Origin of the sequence: Rouxiella chamberiensis (assembly GCF_026967475.1) — a bacterium.
Lineage (GTDB): Bacteria > Pseudomonadota > Gammaproteobacteria > Enterobacterales > Enterobacteriaceae > Rouxiella > Rouxiella chamberiensis.
The window spans coordinates 1,131,099-1,147,191 of sequence record NZ_CP114058.1; the positions used below are offsets into that span (position 1 = coordinate 1,131,099).

General features: G+C 50.9%; 17 protein-coding genes and 1 pseudogene. 7 read left to right on the forward strand and 11 right to left on the reverse strand.

Annotated features, from left to right (window positions below):
* The first annotated feature begins 21 nt into the window (after positions 1–21).
* The gene (locus tag O1V66_RS05435; RefSeq protein ID WP_045048130.1) at positions 22–678 is read left to right on the forward strand and encodes a fumarylacetoacetate hydrolase family protein; all 657 of its coding nucleotides are present in this window, start codon (positions 22–24) and stop codon (positions 676–678) included.
* A gap of 106 nt (positions 679–784) precedes the next feature.
* Complete coding sequence (locus tag O1V66_RS05440) at positions 785–1,234, forward strand: YcgN family cysteine cluster protein (protein WP_045048233.1); 450 nt, start codon at positions 785–787, stop codon at positions 1,232–1,234.
* A gap of 117 nt (positions 1,235–1,351) precedes the next feature.
* Here the strand turns inward: O1V66_RS05440 and O1V66_RS05445 are convergent, their stop codons facing one another.
* The 3 genes and pseudogenes from O1V66_RS05445 to pmrA form a co-directional block, all read right to left on the reverse strand.
* Positions 1,352–1,483, reverse strand: a complete 132-nt coding sequence (locus O1V66_RS05445; protein WP_269128189.1) for a hypothetical protein — start codon at positions 1,481–1,483, stop codon at positions 1,352–1,354.
* A 286-nt stretch (positions 1,484–1,769) separates the two neighbouring features.
* A pseudogene (gene pmrB, locus O1V66_RS05450) lies at positions 1,770–2,850 on the reverse strand (two-component system sensor histidine kinase PmrB).
* Positions 2,847–3,527, reverse strand: coding sequence for a two-component system response regulator PmrA (gene pmrA / locus O1V66_RS05455; RefSeq protein ID WP_045048128.1), 681 nt, complete (start codon positions 3,525–3,527; stop codon positions 2,847–2,849). The pseudogene pmrB and the gene pmrA overlap by 4 nt, the downstream one beginning before the upstream one ends.
* A gap of 209 nt (positions 3,528–3,736) precedes the next feature.
* Between pmrA and O1V66_RS05460 the strand changes: the two genes are divergently transcribed.
* The gene (locus O1V66_RS05460; RefSeq protein ID WP_045048127.1) at positions 3,737–3,940 is read left to right on the forward strand and encodes a hypothetical protein; all 204 of its coding nucleotides are present in this window, start codon (positions 3,737–3,739) and stop codon (positions 3,938–3,940) included.
* 190 nt (positions 3,941–4,130) lie between these two features.
* On the opposite strand, the gene O1V66_RS05465 is transcribed toward O1V66_RS05460, so the two are convergent.
* The 5 genes from O1V66_RS05465 to dsbB all read right to left on the reverse strand — a co-directional run bounded on the left by O1V66_RS05465 (position 4,131) and on the right by dsbB (position 6,647).
* Positions 4,131–4,385, reverse strand: coding sequence for a biofilm development regulator YmgB/AriR family protein (locus O1V66_RS05465; protein WP_045048126.1), 255 nt, complete (start codon positions 4,383–4,385; stop codon positions 4,131–4,133).
* A 60-nt stretch (positions 4,386–4,445) separates the two neighbouring features.
* Positions 4,446–4,739: a hypothetical protein gene (locus tag O1V66_RS05470; protein ID WP_045048125.1), complete on the reverse strand. Its 294-nt coding sequence runs from the start codon at positions 4,737–4,739 to the stop codon at positions 4,446–4,448.
* Positions 4,740–4,946: 207 nt separating this feature from the next.
* Positions 4,947–5,189, reverse strand: coding sequence for a regulatory protein YcgZ (gene ycgZ, locus O1V66_RS05475; RefSeq protein WP_045048124.1), 243 nt, complete (start codon positions 5,187–5,189; stop codon positions 4,947–4,949).
* Between the two features lie 264 nt (positions 5,190–5,453).
* The gene (locus O1V66_RS05480; protein ID WP_052673423.1) at positions 5,454–5,762 is read right to left on the reverse strand and encodes a hypothetical protein; all 309 of its coding nucleotides are present in this window, start codon (positions 5,760–5,762) and stop codon (positions 5,454–5,456) included.
* Between the two features lie 351 nt (positions 5,763–6,113).
* Positions 6,114–6,647: a disulfide bond formation protein DsbB gene (gene dsbB / locus O1V66_RS05485; RefSeq protein WP_045048123.1), complete on the reverse strand. Its 534-nt coding sequence runs from the start codon at positions 6,645–6,647 to the stop codon at positions 6,114–6,116.
* Between the two features lie 255 nt (positions 6,648–6,902).
* Between dsbB and fadR the strand changes: the two genes are divergently transcribed.
* Positions 6,903–7,622, forward strand: coding sequence for a fatty acid metabolism transcriptional regulator FadR (fadR, locus tag O1V66_RS05490; protein ID WP_045048122.1), 720 nt, complete (start codon positions 6,903–6,905; stop codon positions 7,620–7,622).
* Positions 7,623–7,714: 92 nt separating this feature from the next.
* Here fadR and O1V66_RS05495 read toward each other — a convergent pair whose 3' ends face one another.
* Positions 7,715–9,250 carry a SpoVR family protein gene (locus tag O1V66_RS05495; protein ID WP_045048121.1) on the reverse strand — a complete coding sequence of 512 codons (1,536 nt, stop codon included), beginning with the start codon at positions 9,248–9,250 and terminating at the stop codon, positions 7,715–7,717.
* A gap of 689 nt (positions 9,251–9,939) precedes the next feature.
* Between O1V66_RS05495 and O1V66_RS05500 the strand changes: the two genes are divergently transcribed.
* Together O1V66_RS05500 and dadX are read left to right on the forward strand one after the other, a co-directional pair.
* Entirely contained in the window at positions 9,940–11,241 is a 1,302-nt protein-coding gene (locus O1V66_RS05500) for a D-amino acid dehydrogenase (RefSeq protein ID WP_045048120.1), read from the forward strand.
* A 99-nt stretch (positions 11,242–11,340) separates the two neighbouring features.
* Positions 11,341–12,414, forward strand: a complete 1,074-nt coding sequence (dadX, locus tag O1V66_RS05505) for a catabolic alanine racemase DadX (RefSeq protein ID WP_045048119.1) — start codon at positions 11,341–11,343, stop codon at positions 12,412–12,414.
* Positions 12,415–12,448: 34 nt separating this feature from the next.
* Here the strand turns inward: dadX and O1V66_RS05510 are convergent, their stop codons facing one another.
* Complete coding sequence (locus O1V66_RS05510; RefSeq protein WP_045048118.1) at positions 12,449–13,642, reverse strand: multidrug effflux MFS transporter; 1,194 nt, start codon at positions 13,640–13,642, stop codon at positions 12,449–12,451.
* Between the two features lie 141 nt (positions 13,643–13,783).
* Positions 13,784–14,608, reverse strand: coding sequence for an ammonia-dependent NAD(+) synthetase (nadE, locus tag O1V66_RS05515; protein WP_045048117.1), 825 nt, complete (start codon positions 14,606–14,608; stop codon positions 13,784–13,786).
* Between the two features lie 434 nt (positions 14,609–15,042).
* On the opposite strand from nadE, the gene O1V66_RS05520 reads away from it, so the two are divergent.
* Positions 15,043–15,807: a DUF481 domain-containing protein gene (locus tag O1V66_RS05520; protein ID WP_045048116.1), complete on the forward strand. Its 765-nt coding sequence runs from the start codon at positions 15,043–15,045 to the stop codon at positions 15,805–15,807.
* The last annotated feature ends 286 nt before the right edge of the window (positions 15,808–16,093 follow it).

The window sequence follows — 16,093 nt, forward strand, 5'->3', positions numbered from 1 at the left end:
TAAACAATAAGGGAGAAGCCTATGTATCAGCATCGTGATTGGCACGGATCGCTTCTGGATTTACCCGTAAGTAAAGTGGTCTGCGTCGGCAATAATTATAGCGACCACATTAAAGAGATGGGCGGCGAGAAAAGCGTCGAACCTTTGGTCTTTATCAAACCCGAAACGGCGCTATGCGATATATTGCAACCCATCGCCATCCCGAAAGAGCTGGGAGCGGTGCATTATGAAATCGAATTGGCGGTATTAATCGGTTCTCCTCTAAAACAGGCGACGGAAGAACGGGTCAAAGAGGCCATTGCCGGTTATGGCGTAGCGCTGGATTTAACCTTGCGTGACCTTCAGACGTTCTTTATCAAACAGGGGCAACCCTGGGACAAGGCAAAAGGATTTGATGGTTCCTGTCCGTTATCCGGTTTTATTCCTGCCGCCGACTTTGGCGACGCGCAGGAGGCTGAGTTAATACTTTCGGTCAACGGCGATATTCGCCAGCAGGGCAATACGCGCGATATGATTACGCCTGTGGTGCCGCTTATTGCTTATATGAGCCGCTTTTTTACGCTGCGGGCAGGGGATGTTATCATCACCGGAACACCCAAAGGCGTCGGACCGATTACGGCGGGCGACCGTCTCGAAGTTTCACTCAATGGCAGGACATTGACTTCCCGTATCATTTAAGGGGAGATAGGCGTCTTAAATCGCCCCTTTGCTTGCATCTCGGGGCCAAAGCGTCTATATAGTCTGCCTCTTTTTATTAAAACCGGATGTCACTATGACTGAACCCATGGCTCAACCCGCTTTCTGGCAGCAAAAAACGCTGTCCGAAATGACAGACACTGAATGGGAAGCACTGTGCGACGGTTGTGGGCAATGCTGTTTACACAAGTTAATTGATGAAGACACGGACGAAATTTACTTCACCAACGTTGCCTGCAACCAGTTGAATATAAAATCGTGCCAGTGCCGCAATTACGAGAACCGTTTCTCGCTGGAAGAAGATTGCATCAAGTTGACGCGCGAAAACCTCACCAAGTTTGACTGGCTACCGCCAACCTGCGCTTATCGGTTAATCGGCGAGGGTAAAGATTTGCTGCCCTGGCATCCGCTTTTGCATAAAGACTCCAAATCGGCCATGCATGGTGCGCGTATTTCCGTGCGACATATCGCCGTGCGCGAAGATGATGTTGAAGACTGGCAAGACCACATCTTAAACAAGCCACAGTGGGCGAGATAACGCGTCACAGTCAATCACGCGTTAAGTATTGTCGAAATTAATTGCCATGATGCTTAACTGAGACTGATATAAAAAAACCCACCGGCCGGTGGGTTTTTTATTGACTGCGCAAGGCTTCTAGCGACGATGGCCGCCGCCATGATGGTACCCGCCGCCATGACCGCCGCCGTGGTAATAGCCCGGCCAGATACAGCCATTAAGAGAAACGACAACAGCCAGCACGCCTACGATTTTTAGTATATTTTTCATGATGTACCTCCAGTAACTTAATACCTCAAGTTTCCCAGAAACCATGAAATTAACTATCAACTTAATCTTAAAACGCATAAAAAAACCCACCAAGGTGGTGGGCGGAAAAGAATATCCAAAATTTACACACATTTGCTAATTTAGCATCTGAATGATAACACTGCGCAACTATAACTAAGGTTTAAAAAATGTAAGGTTATATTAAATTTTACAGCACCTTGCTATAAGTTTTACTTAAGTTACAGATATCAAGACAGTCCGATCTGCTAATCTTGCTCTCGTGATATTAGACATTATTAAAGGCCACCCGCGCTCGGCAGCCGGTTAGCGGAGTGCGATTTTCAAGAAAAAAGTGCCCCCGGTGCAACTGCACAATGCGGGTCACGATACTTAACCCCAGACCTATTCCGCCATATCGGCTGTCCATGCGGACAAAAGCCTTGCTCAGTTCGCCGCTTTTACTCTCGTCAATGCCCGGACCTTCATCCTCGACGCGTAATTGGGGAGAGGCTCCGTTTAGCAAACGGATGAAAATAGTCGAGTTTTCAGGGCTGTAGCGGTAGGCGTTTTCGACCAGATTTCTCAGCAAAACGCGCAGCAGGGTGGAATCCCCCATCACCGTAAACTCCTGGTCGAGTTCAACAGACAGTGTCTGGTGGCGCTGGGCCACCATCATTCTCAATTCGTTTTCCATCGGCTGAACCACATCGCGGGCCATGAGGACATGCTCGTAATTCCCGGAAGTGAACGACTGTCCCACTCGCGCCAACTGAAGCAACTGGGAAACGCTGTTGGTCATCTGATCAAGACGTTGAATCAGAGGCTTAACGTCAATCTTCTGATTTTTTTCAAACAGTTCGAGATGCAGCCGGAGTCCGGCAAGCGGGGTGCGCAACTCGTGGGCCACGTCGGCAGTAAAGAGACGTTCACGCTCGAGGCTGACCGTGATACGCGACACCAGCCGGTTGATGGCCTGCGTAACGGCATCTACTTCGCGCACGGTACTGTGATAATCGACGGGGTTTAAATCGTCCTCGTCACGATTTTCGAGATGGACTCTCAGCTCGGAAAGAGGACGGGTTATCCATTTTATGGCCTGCAAGCAAAGCACCAGCGCCAGCGCAATCATGATAAGGCTTGGCAACGCCAGACTGGCGACGGCCTCATGGATCTCTTTCTTGACGTGCCGCTGCTCGTTGATATGTTGCAGCGAGGCCTGCACCAGCAGCTGAATCTGTTCCTTGCTTTCATGCCACAGCCACGCAACGCTGATAATCTGGCAGAACCAGCAAGATTAACCCGATGGCCACCAGCAAACGGAAGCTCAGGGTGGTACTTTTTTGTTGCAAGGTCGTTTTCAGACTCATTGAGGCCCACTGTTGTCGCAAGTTTTAACGAGAGTATAACCAAAGCCGCGTACCGTCCCGATGGCGGTCTTGCCAATCTTTTCTCTCAGATTATGAATATACACTTCAAGGGTATTGGTCAGAGGCTCTGTATCCCAGCTGTAGATATCGTTATACAGAATTTCCCGATGCACGGGTTGACCGGCTTTCAGCATCAGTCGGGCAAGAATCGCATACTCCTTCGGCGGTAAATCCAGCAGTTTACCGGCAAGGTGAATCTGTCTGTGGGCCATATCCAGCGAAAGAGGGCCGGCAACGACGATATCCTCGCCATGATTGACGTGACGTCTGATAAGCGCCCGAATGCGCGCCAGCAACTCTTCAAGTGCAAAGGGTTTGACCAGATAGTCATCTGCGCCCGCGTCGAGTCCGGCAATGCGTTCGCTGACCGTATCACGGGCGGTCAATATAAGCACGGGCATGGCTTTTTTCTGCCGACGCTGGCGTAGCAGGAAATGCAGGCCGTCTTCGTCCGGCAGGCCTAAATCCAGAATGAGCAAACTGTACATGCCCGATGAAATCGCCGCTTCCGCATCACGGATAGTGCTTACCCCGTCACAAAGGTAATGTTCGCCCTGCAAGGCAAGGATAAGTCCCTGCAGCAAAAGTGCATCATCTTCGACAATCAGTATTTTCATAAATGCGTGAGCCCTACGCAAAGTGGATCTTAAGCAAACCTTAAGCCTATCTCCTTTATATTAAGACAACCTGAAGAGATATTTGGCGGTTTCACAAAGTAATTTTTTTGAATCTCTGGCACAAACTTGTGTCATGTTGGCCTGTAATTTCGTCGAACGAGATGGTAAACTGTACGTACATCCAGCTATAAGAGGACGGAGGACGGCTTTTGAACGACGAAAAAGCGGCTAATCCGGAAGAGATTCACGCCGTTATAGGATATGTGGTGGCATCGCTGCTTGAGGCCGGGAAGCCCATGCATATGCACGAGATTGCTGCCATGCTGAAGCAGCAGGCTGAAAGGGCATCGGACGATGCCATGAAAAGAAATTGCCTGCATGCGCTAAGGCTCATCGCAGACAAAATGAACTAAACCCGCGCGATACCCATTAACGTCAGTACTGTTGCAGTCCCGCGTATTCACGCTTTTTCGGCCGCGGGTAGATTTCTGACGATAGCTTTCGCCTTTTACGAGAGTCAGCGAGCAAACAAGATAAATAAAAAAACCGCCCATGAGGCGGTTTTTTACTGCGCGACGACACGCAAGAACGCCGGTGCAGGCGTTAAACTTCAGGGTCATCCGGGGTAAGCCCAACGACCAGTTCCAGCGTTTTGCGCATGGCGTCCAGTCGTGCTGCATCGTTGGTACGTTCCATCTGACCAATCAAATGAATAATGATCGATTTGTTGGTGATCAGACTATTTTCGGCCGTAAGACTTCTGATAGTGGCGCCCAATACTTCAAGCTCGTTCGCGTGAATTTCGCCCGCGTTGGCGAAGTATTCGAAAAGCTCACTCTCTTCTGACAGCTGCTGCATTTGCCGCGTCCTCTTCAGGGAACATTTCCCCGTAATAATTTGTGGTTCAGACTACACTGATTAGTGTTTCTTCTTGTCGTCGGACGGGCCTTCCGAAGAAAAAATATGGCCCACGTTGTCACTGCCTCGCACTTTGAATGTCGTGCGGTTTCGACTGGCAGTTGCGCTGTTACGCACTTCATTGATGGCACGTTCGCAGGCCCGTTTCCGCGCCTCGCTCTTCTCTTCATCAGCTAAAGCTTGCAGCTGCGTTATCAGCGCTGCGGTGGACACAGGCCCACCACCATGGAGTAGGGCGAGAACGGCCTTACCCATCATAATGTCACTCAGTTTTTCGTCGTCGTTTCTGTTCATATCAGCTTCTCGGAATTCAGTTGCCCGACCGGTTGAACCGGGAAAGGCGGATACCAGGCCCTGCGATCAGTAAGCGGGGGCCGTACCCGGCAGAGAATGTTCTCTCTCGGGTAAGGTCTGTCCGTTATGGCTTAATACGTCAGAGTACAAAATACAATACGAAGCATCTACGCCACGGGTCATCGATAAGGATTCTACCATACTGACTCAGGCATCCCGCTCAAGCACCAAACGAATAAGCTCCTGATAATGCTTCTCTTCTTCGGCACTTCCGGCAACCTCGATGCGACGCAACAGCTTGGAACAGAGCGCCTTGCGATTCAGGTTTTTACCGGCACGCAGAATTTCAACTACGATTTGGCCCATGGTCTCGTCCGCAGAAAGGACAGGAACACGATTGAAAAGATGGGCATCGCTCAAAGGGAGTGCACTGTATTTGTCCTGACGCATAAGTAATCCTTAGGCTAAGCCTGATTAAAAAGTGATCGAGGGTATAAGTACAAAGTTATACAGCTTTATCATTGTTGTACAGTTATTTTAAAAGAGTGGAACACAGTTTTTTAGCAAAAAGTGCTAACAGTGTTAAATCAGAAAGTTATGTCTAAGGCGAGAAAGGAGTGATTTCCGAAAAGAGCGTTATTTATCATTCAATTGGCCATCATGGCGATGGCCGCCTGCATCATTGAATAGTTTGCAGCTTCTGGTGCGCTAGAACTAACCCTCGTCTTTCGTCGAAGAGGTGAAGCGGTTAAAAGGAACCGAATTGTTCATACTGCCATTTTTCAGAGCAGAGTCCAGCCAACCTGCGCGCTCGGGTTTAACACTGCCCAAACTGCAAAAACCCTGTAACCAACGGCAAACTTCGTGCATCAGCAAAAGGCGATTTTCATCGTCTTCGCTCTCGGCCATAGATTTCAGCTCTCTCAGCAACGTATTAACGGTTACTTCTTCCCTGTTGAAGATAAGGTTGATAGTCGCCTCACCAATCAGCGTATTACCCTTTGCTTCATCAGAAATAAACACAAGGACCTCCGAAATATTATTAACTTTTGCGTTAAGCTTTTTTATTATAAGAAAAAAAGTGAGATTTCGCTGGTCAAGATAGAGCGAATCTTCCTAAAACACCGTTTTATAAAGTAAATAATTTCAATTTTCTGAAATTATTTGCGTTAAGTTACTTCATAAAAGCTTTCCGAAAACTTGTAACGTTATACTCTTTGCCAGAGTAGCCCAGGCCGGATAACAAAAGCAACCGCATGAAAGTGTTCACTTCGTTGCGCCAACGCCTTATTGCAAAAAAGCTTCTCGAACGAGAAGCTTCAGAAAATGAAAACCATTAATGATTGCAGGCCAAATTTCCACAGGCGACGTTAATCACCTTGCGGAAAAAAGATCCCGGCGTCTGGTCTGGAAAAACTGTGCCAGCAATACCACTACGCCAATAAGCAGGAAGACGGCGAAAACACCCACCAGCCACTGCGGCATGCCCATATTCAGGAAAGTCCATGACCGTTCGGCGCAGTCGCCGGTTGCGACAAATACACCCGGAAGCCATTTATCGAGCGGCAGCCAGCTCGGGAAGCGTGCGGCAAAATCGCAGGTCGTAAAGGGGGACGGGTGGAGCTGAATCATGGTGTGCTGCCACGAGAGACGCAGTCCTTCCCAGGCGCTGTAAAGCCAGATAAGGATTGCGCCATAGCGCAGCCAGGTTGCGGGCGCGATGGCCCCGACCAGTCCGGCGCCCAGAATACCAAACAGCGCACAGCGCTCGTAAATACACATGACACACGGCAGCAGCAGCATGACGTGCTGGAAGTAGAGCGCCACCAACTCGAGGATCAGTGCGGTGAGCGCCATCAGCAGCCAGGCACCGCGGCCCTGCGAGAGGCGGTTAAGATATTGCAACATAGGCTAGTTATCCATGCAGTAAGCTTTCGACAGGCAGTGTAAACCAATTCATCCGATCTTCCAGCTTGTTTGAAGAGGAGGGCATTTAAAATAGCACGTGAAATCCAGACGTTGCATGTCGTAAATCAAGGCAGGGACATTTTGCACTTTACTGACTCGCGGATGCTATAACCGGAGATTTTCATCTGGTATGATGAGCTGAATTATAACATCTGAAAAAGCAGCTTGTAGAAGCTGTAACGGAAAGCCACACACATGGTTATCAAGGCGCAGAGTCCTGCCGGTTTTGCCGAAGAATATATTATTGAAAGTATTTGGAACAGTCGTTTTCCTCCGGGGTCCATCCTGCCGGCCGAGAGAGAACTCTCCGAGCTGATTGGCGTTACACGCACCACCTTGCGTGAGGTCTTGCAGCGCCTCGCACGTGACGGCTGGCTCACCATCCAGCACGGCAAACCGACCAAGGTCAACAACTTCTGGGAGACGTCCGGGCTGAATATTCTCGAAACCCTGGCGCGTCTCGATCACGAAAGCGTGCCGCAGCTTATCGATAATCTGCTGTCCGTGCGCACCAATATCGCGACCATTTTCATTCGCAAGGCGATGCGCACCAATCCCGAAGAAACGCAGAATGTTCTGGCCAAGGCGCAGGAAGCCGAAGACACGTCCGAAGCCTTTACCGAGCTGGATTACGGCATTTTCCGCGGTCTGGCCTTTGCCTCCGGCAATCCGATATATGGTCTGATAATCAATGGATTACGAGGCCTTTACACGCGTGTTGGCCGTTACTATTTCTCCAATCCTCAGGCACGCAAGCTGGCCGTTGATTTTTACCAGAAGCTGTCGCACATCTGCGAGCAGAAGCAGTTTGACCAGATTGTCGATTGCGTGCGTGGATACGGAAAGGAAAGTGGCGCTATCTGGCACAGCATGCAGGGCACCATGCCGAGCGATTTAACCGAACAGCGCCGATAATCCTGGCGTGATGATTCTGCCAAAGTTGAAACGTTGTGTGGCAAATAAAAGAAAAGGGCGCGGAAGCGCCCTTTTTGTGCGTAAAAATTGAATCAAAGTGCAGAAGGTCGGGGAGGACAGCGGTCCAGCAGTTCGATGCTTCCGTCTTCGTTCAACTGCTCCATGTAGACATCAAATCCCCACAGGCGGTGAATGTGTTTCATCACCTCGCGGCGGCTCTTGTCGAGCGGTGCGCGATCCTGGGGAATATAGCGCAGGGTCAGTGAGCGGTCGCCTCGAAGGTCAACGTTCCAGACCTGAATATTCGGCTCGTGATTACTCAAATTATATTGCGCGGAAAGTTCCTGACGGATTGCGCGATAACCTTCTTCATTATGTATCGCAGATATTTCCAGATAATTGTTACGATCGTCATCAAGCACGGTAAACAATCGGAAATCGCGCATGACTTTCGGCGACAGGAACTGACTGATGAAGCTTTCGTCCTTGAAGTCACGCATGGCGAAATGCAGGGTATCGAGCCAGTCTGAACCCGCGATATCCGGGAACCAGTGCCTGTCTTCTTCCGTCGGCGACTGACAGATTCGCTTAATATCCTGGAACATGGCAAAGCCCAGCGCATACGGATTGATCCCGCTGTAATACGGGCTGTTGTACGCAGGCTGATAAACCACATTGGTATGGCTGTGGAGAAATTCCAGAATGAAACGGTCGCTGACTTTTCCTTCATCATAAAGATGATTCAAAATAGTGTAGTGCCAGAATGAGGCCCAGCCTTCATTCATGACCTGAGTCTGTTTCTGCGGATAGAAATACTGGCTTATCTTGCGCACGATACGCAAGATTTCACGCTGCCACGGCTCCAGCAACGGCGCATTTTTTTCCATAAAGTAGAGCAGATTTTCCTGAGGTTCGGAGGGGAACCGGCGAACCTGTTCCGGCGCGTCTTCCTTGTCACGGCGCGGCAAGGTCTTCCAAAGCGTATTGACCTGACTTTGCAGATAGGCTTCGCGGCTTTCCTGACGGGCCTTCTCTTCCATCAGCGAAATTTTTTGCGGCCTTTTATAGCGGTCTACGCCGTAGTTCATCAGGGCATGACAGGAATCCAGCAGTCGTTCGACTTCTTCGACGCCATAGCGCTCTTCGCACTGGCTAATGTAGCGGCGGGCAAAAATCAGGTAGTCGACAATCGAACTGGCGTCAGTCCAGCTACGGAACAGATAGTTATTTTTGAAAAACGAATTGTGTCCATAACAGGCATGAGCAATAACCAGCGCCTGCATGGTGATGGTGTTTTCCTCCATCAGATAGGCAATACAGGGATTGGAATTGATCACAATCTCATAGGCAAGCCCTTGCTGGCCCTGTTTGTATCGCTGTTCGGTCTCGATAAACTTTTTACCGAAAGACCAGTGGGTATAGTTGATAGGCATTCCGATGCTGGAATAGGCATCCATCATCTGTTCGGAGGTGATTATCTCGATTTGATGCGGGTAGGTCTCAAGCCGGTAGCCTTTGGCAACCCGGTCAATCTCTTCCAGATAGGTCTGGAGCAACTCAAACGTCCAGTCTGGTCCATCACTCAGACGTTTGTCTTCAGTTTTGTGTTCCTGGGTCTTCGTCGTCATCAGCGCACCCTCAGTCAGTTACGGACGCAAGATAAGGATTAAACTTATGCATCCACTTCTAATCGTAGCTCAATCTCGACCTCGTGAAGACCGCCGAGCCTTTTTTTACGCTTATTCATCACCTTATCGGACAGACGTTTCAATATCTCGTTTTTAAAAAACCGGCCGGTTTTTATTCAATGCCATACTCAACTCTATATCCCTCGGCCAGAGTGGTGTCAATAATGGTATGAATATTCACCGTAAACCTTTATGGAATACGAAAGCAAATCTGTTTGAATCGGCGGGGGTAACCTATCGGGATTATAATTCTCCATAGGGGAGGTTAACGCGACGTCTGCTAGAAAGTTAGGGAATATCAGTTAAGTGTTTAAATGTAGTTTTATGTTCTGATTTAAGGCTCAAATATCAGCATTAAATGCTGTGATAAAACGGGTTTGACAAAGCAGGGGATTGAATGCAATCAATGCTAGCGTTGCTAGCAAAATGCGTGGAATTATTGTCAATCAGCATGAAATGTCGCGGTATATCGTTATTTAATTGCGCCTATTGAAAAATTATTCAGTTTCAACGATAAATGTTTGTGAAATTCTTCACACTTTTGGCGATTTCAGTGGGTTTCTTCCAGCGGGTGAGATACTTTCTGCGCCAGAATATTATGCTTATTGAGATGTAAACTGGAGTCGAGTATGCGAGTGGTGATTTTAGGCAGTGGTGTAGTAGGTGTCGCCAGTGCATGGTATCTGGCGAAAGCAGGGCATGAGGTGACGGTCATCGATCGTCAGGCGGGTCCTGCCGAAGAGACCAGCGCAGGCAATGCCGGACAGATCTCACCCGGCTATGCCGCGCCCTGGGCGGCTCCAGGTGTGCCCTTAAAAGCGGTAAAATGGATGTTTCAGCGCCATGCCCCGCTGGCCATTCGCCTTGACGGCACCAGTACGCAACTTAAATGGATGTGGCAGATGCTGCGTAACTGCGACATGCGTCATTATCAGACCAATAAAAGCCGCATGGTGCGTATTGCCGAATACAGCCGCGACTGCCTGAAAGCATTGCGTGAAGAGACAGGCATTCAGTATGAAGGGCGTCAGGGCGGCACATTGCAGCTTTTCCGCACCGAGCAGCAGTTTGCCAGTGCCTATAAAGATATCGCCGTGCTGAAAGAGGCGGGCGTGCCCTATGAGCTACTGGAATCCAGTCAGCTTGCGAGCGCCGAACCTGCGCTTGCCCAGGTTGCACACAAGCTGACCGGCGGTTTGCGTCTGCCGAACGACGAAACCGGCGACTGTCAGCTCTTTACCCGTCAACTGGCCGAAATGGCGCGTCAGGCGGGCGTGAAATTCGAATTTAACAAGCAGGTGGATCGTCTGCTGGTGGAAAACGGACAGATTTCGGGCGTTCAATGTGGCAATGAGGTGGTCAAGGCCGACGCCTATGTGGTCGCTTTTGGTTCCTATTCCACGGCATTGCTGGCCGACCTCGTGTCCATTCCCGTTTATCCGCTCAAGGGATATTCCCTGACGATTCCCATTACCGATCCTGCGTCTGCGCCGTATTCCACCGTGCTTGACGAGACTTATAAAATCGCCATTACCCGTTTCGACAAACGTATTCGCGTTGGCGGAATGGCTGAAATCGTCGGCTTTAACACTCAACTCGCCAAGGCGCGCCGTGAAACGCTGGAAATGGTGGTGAGAGACCTTTACCCGAATGGCGGTAATATTGAAGCGGCGACTTTCTGGACCGGTTTACGCCCGATGACGCCAGACGGCACGCCTATTGTCGGCAAAACCAGCCTCAAGAATCTCTATCTCAATACGGGCCACGGCACGCTGGGTTGGACGATGGCCTGCGGCTCGGGCCAGTTGCTGGCCGACATTATCTCCGGTGTCACGCCGGCCATTCCGTCAGACGACCTTTCCGTCGCACGCTACAGCGAAGGTTTTGTGGCGCAGTCCGACCGTTCCCGCAAAATGCATCCGGTAAGCTAACGCCTTAACCCGCTGCACACATCCTCAAAAGAGAGAAAGGAAAGAGACGCCCGTTGCTGCTGATGGCGGGCGTTCACTCGATTAAATTCAGGAGTTTTCATGCCACGCCCGATTGCCGCCACCTTGTCATTATCCGCCTTGCACAATAATTTACAGGTGGTTCGCCGCTATTCTCCTCACAGCAGAGTCTGGTCGGTAGTAAAAGCCGATGCCTATGGACATGGCATTAAACGCATCTGGCAAGGCCTTCGCACGACGGACGGTTTTGCCCTGCTGGACTTTAACGAAGCGGTGCTATTGCGGGAGGCGGGTTGGCAGGGGCCAATACTCTTGCTGGAAGGTTTTTTCCAGGCCGAAGACCTCAAAGCCGTAGCCCATTATGGCTTAACGACCGCGGTGCACAGTCGCTGGCAGGTGGCGGCATTGGCCACGTCTCACGTAACCGCGCCTATCGATATTTATTTAAAAATTAACAGCGGAATGAATCGTCTTGGTTTTCAACCGGCCGAAGCCGCCGAAATCTGGCATCAGCTTCGCGCGCTGCCGCAGGTAGGCGAGATTACGCTCATGACTCATTTTGCCAGCGCAGATGTTCCTGAAGGGGTAAACGCGCAGGTCGACAGGATTGAACAGGGCAGTTATCAATTGCCCGGACCTCGTTCCTATGCCAATTCGGCCGCCACACTTTGGCATCCGCAGACGCATCAGGACTGGGTACGTCCGGGCATCATTCTTTATGGCGCGTCGCCAAGCGGCAAGCCGCAGGACATCGCCGAAACCGGACTTGAACCGGTCATGTCGCTGCACAGCGAAATCCTGGCCATTCAGTCCTTGAGCCCCGGCGATCGCGTGGGTTACAGCGGCCGTTACTGCGCCGAACAGGCGCAGCGGATTGGCGTGGTCGCCTGTGGATATGCCGATGGCTATCCTCGCCACGCCCCGAGCGGCACGCCGGTCATCGTGGATGGCGTGAAAACCCGCACGCTCGGGACGGTGTCAATGGATATGTTGATGGTGGATCTCACGCCGTGTCCGCAAGCACAAATCGGCACGCCGGTTGAGCTATGGGGCCATCAATTGCCGATCGATGAGGTTGCTGCCGCCGCCGGAACCTTGGGGTACGAGTTGATGAGTGCATTGGCGCCGCGCGTGCCCGTTCGCGTCGACGCCTAAGTTTGTTCACTGGCTGGCCCTGCAGGGCCAGCGTTTAGGCGACGGAGGCGATTTTGCCTTTCATCTTCCGGCTGCGCATTTTTGCGGTCCAGGCCAGTATAAATGCGGTTAACATCACCAGCGCCAGACTGGCTTTGGGCGGCAAAGGTAGCGCCATCGCCACCAGGCCAAGTCCTGCGCCACCGGCCATCTGCACAAAACCGACCAGTGCCGAGGCAATTCCCGCTTCGCTGGAATAGGGCTCCAGCGCGTAGCTGGTGGCGGGACCAATCACAAACGCCAGACCGGCGCAGGCACTGGCGACCGGCAGCATATAAACCCAGGTCGCGAGCTGAGTCTCGGGGGTGAGCAGCGCAAGCCCCGCAAACAATCCAACGCCGCCTACCAGCATGAATATTCCGCCGATAGCCAGGCATACAGGCCGCCCCACCTTGCGAATAATGCGGTTGGCGATGTAACTCATCAACATTATCCAGAAACCGTTGGCGCCAAAAACCAGTGAAAACTGGAGCGGAGACAGTCCGCCCTGTGTCATCAGAACGGTAGGCGCGAGGGAAACGTAGGTCAGCGCCATGCCCATCGCGCCCGCATTGACCAGCGCAAAGTTCAGGAAATTACCGTCACGCAGAATGCGCAGATACTGTCGCAGCGGCAGGCTGCCGACCTGTTTGGTATGAGCCGGACGCGTTTCAGGCAAAAAGGCCAGCACCAGCAGCAGCGTCATCAGCGTATAGCCGAACAGCGCCCAGAAAGGAGCACGCCACCCAAAGTATTGCGCGATGAGACCGCCTATCAACGGAGCCAGCGCCGGAACAATGTTCAGGGTCCCGTTTAAAAACCCAAAGGCGCGTGCCGCCTCTTCACCTTCAAGCCGGTCACGCACGCTGCTGAAAATAACCACGGAGGTACAGCACACCGCGAGACTTTGCACGACGCGCGAGGTCATAAAAAGCGTGGCGTTGACGGCGGTGGCGGCCAGCGCCACGCCGACGAGATACAGCACCAGTCCGGCCAGCGCGACGGGGCGGCGTCCATAGCGGTCAACCAGCGGTCCAGCCAGCAACTGCCCCAGACCAAGCACTAAAATAAACAACGAGATAGAAGATTGAATTACGCTTTCACTGCTGTTCAGCCCCTTTGCAATTGCGGGAATGGCCGGCAGATAAAGATCGATCCCGAGCGGGCCGAGCAGCACCAGAGTCAGGAGAAGAAAGAGGAATTTTTGCATAACGTTTCGGCGCATCCATTCTGAAAAAGGGGACAAGAGTAATGATTTCCGGCCGAAATGAAAAGCAGAGTAATGAAATAGCAGAGGGAATGGGCGGCAGGACACATAATCGGGTGTCCTGCCAGAAAAACCAGGCGGGATTTATTTCCAGAAATCGTCGAAAACGGTGATGGGCGGCTGGCGCTTATGCTCCGTGCGCAGATACCAGTTTTCTATAATCGCGGCGTTTTTAGGCTCGACGGTTTTCCCTTCAAGATAATCATCAATGATTTCGTACGTCACACCAAGGGCAACTTCGTCAGGCAGAGACGGGCGGTCTTCTTCCAGATCGGCGGTAGGCGCTTTGGTATAGAGGTGGGCCGGACAGCCAAGATGGGCGAGCAGCGCCTTGCCCTGGCGTTTATTCAAACGAAAGATGGGATTGATGTCCGTGCCGCCATCGCCGTATTTGGTGAAGAAACCGGTAACGGCCTCGGCAGCGTGATCGGTGCCGACCACTACACCGGCTTTCATGCCGGCGATGCTGTATTGCGCTTTCATTCGTTCACGGGCTTTTTCATTGCCTTTGATGAAATCGCTAAGCTCGATACCGGTATCACGCAGGGCAGCCTCACTGGCCAGCACGGCATTTTTGATATTGACGGTGAATACAGTGTCGGGCTTGATAAATTCAATGGCATCGAGACAGTCTGACTCATCGGCCTGAACGCCATAAGGCAGGCGTACCGCAATAAATTGATAACCGGCATCCGGCGACTCATTGCGTAATTCGTTAATTGCCGTTTGGCAAAGTTTGCCGGTAAGGGTAGAATCCTGCCCGCCGCTTATCCCGAGAACCAGCGATTTAATGAAAGGGTGGGCGCGCAGGTAACTTTTAAGAAAATCGACACTGACTCTGACTTCCTGCTCGGCATCAATCTGTGGTTTGACATGCAAAGCCTGAATTATCTCTTGCTGAAGTGCCATGACCCTTCCTCCTTAGACTGCCCGCGAAAAGTGCGGCTAAAAAATTGGCTGAACTAGCGAATATATAGAGAGTGTAAAATTATCCTGATGTGCGGCAAAGGACAAGGGTTGATGTGGAAGAAAGGAAAAGGTCACAAGATGTAAAAAAGGGCGGGGAATTTTTCACCGCGAAAAACCTGTCGATTGTGAGAATGCAACCCGGCAAAGCGTAATAATTCTGTATGGTAATTTTTCAGGAAATATACAACCCTAGGAATGGTCTAAAAAATCCCCTCCAAAAAGGATTATCCCACCCTGGTGTTGTATATTTGTTGACTCTTAATTATGCAAACTGCCATGAGTCTGATCTGCAGGGTCTTTGAGGGTGCAGAGAGTGGCAAATAAGTTCGTCGGCATTGTGTCGTTATTCGCCTTAAATCTATTGGGGAAACAAAATGTTTTTTAGGGTTGCTCGTCGTTTACCAGCTTGTGCCATCGTATGTGGTGCCGCGCTGTTCAGTGTTTCAAGTCTTGCCGATACCGATGTATTCACTGCATTGGATAACCCGGCTACGGCCAAAAAAGATTTTGATGGTAATCTGCAGGCTGGTTACAGCGCGCAAACGGGTAACACCAGCAGCAGCAACCTGAATGCCAACACCACCATGACCTGGTTCAACAACGATTTCGCCAACAGTATCTGGGGCTCGGCGTTGAATACCTCGTCTTCCGGTGTTCGCTCTTCAGAAAAATATCAGGCGGGCGCACGTACGCGTTACAACCTGTCGGATGTCAACTACCTGTTTGGACAGGCAAACTGGTTGACTGACCGTTACAACGGTTACCACGCGCGCGATACCGCAACGGTAGGTTACGGTCGTCAGGTGCTGAATGGTCCTATCCATACTCTGAACCTTGAAGCGGGTCCGGGCGTTCGTCATGACGAATTCACCCAGGGCGGTAACGAAACCAAAGCTATCGCCTATGCTTCCGGTACCTATTCCTACCAGATAAGCGACACTGCCAAATTCAGTGAAGGTGTTTCCGTATTGGCCAATGATGATACTACCATCAACTCCGAGACGGCGTTGTCAGTAGCAATCAATCAGAAATTCTCTCTGAAACTGGCTTATAACGTGACTTACAACACAAAGCCGCCTTCCAGCGCACCGGATAAGACCGATACCGTCACTTCCATTAATTTGGTTTACGGACTTTAAGTTTTATTCAGAGCCGTTTTTCCGGTTCAAAAGCGTTACAAAAGGTCAGCCCTCGTGGTTGGCTTTTTTTGCCCAAAATTTCACTTTAGCCTTCCGGAATATTGCTAGCAATTAGATTGATGCGGATTCCAGCGCGAATATCGTGGGGAGGGAAGTGAGGGAAAGACGAGAAAAAAATGCCTGCCAGAGAGACAGGCTAAACGTGGAGCCAATAATTACACACGTGCTGTTTCCAGCACACCGCTATCCTAGCATGGTGTCATTACATAGTTTGTAAACATCTTGT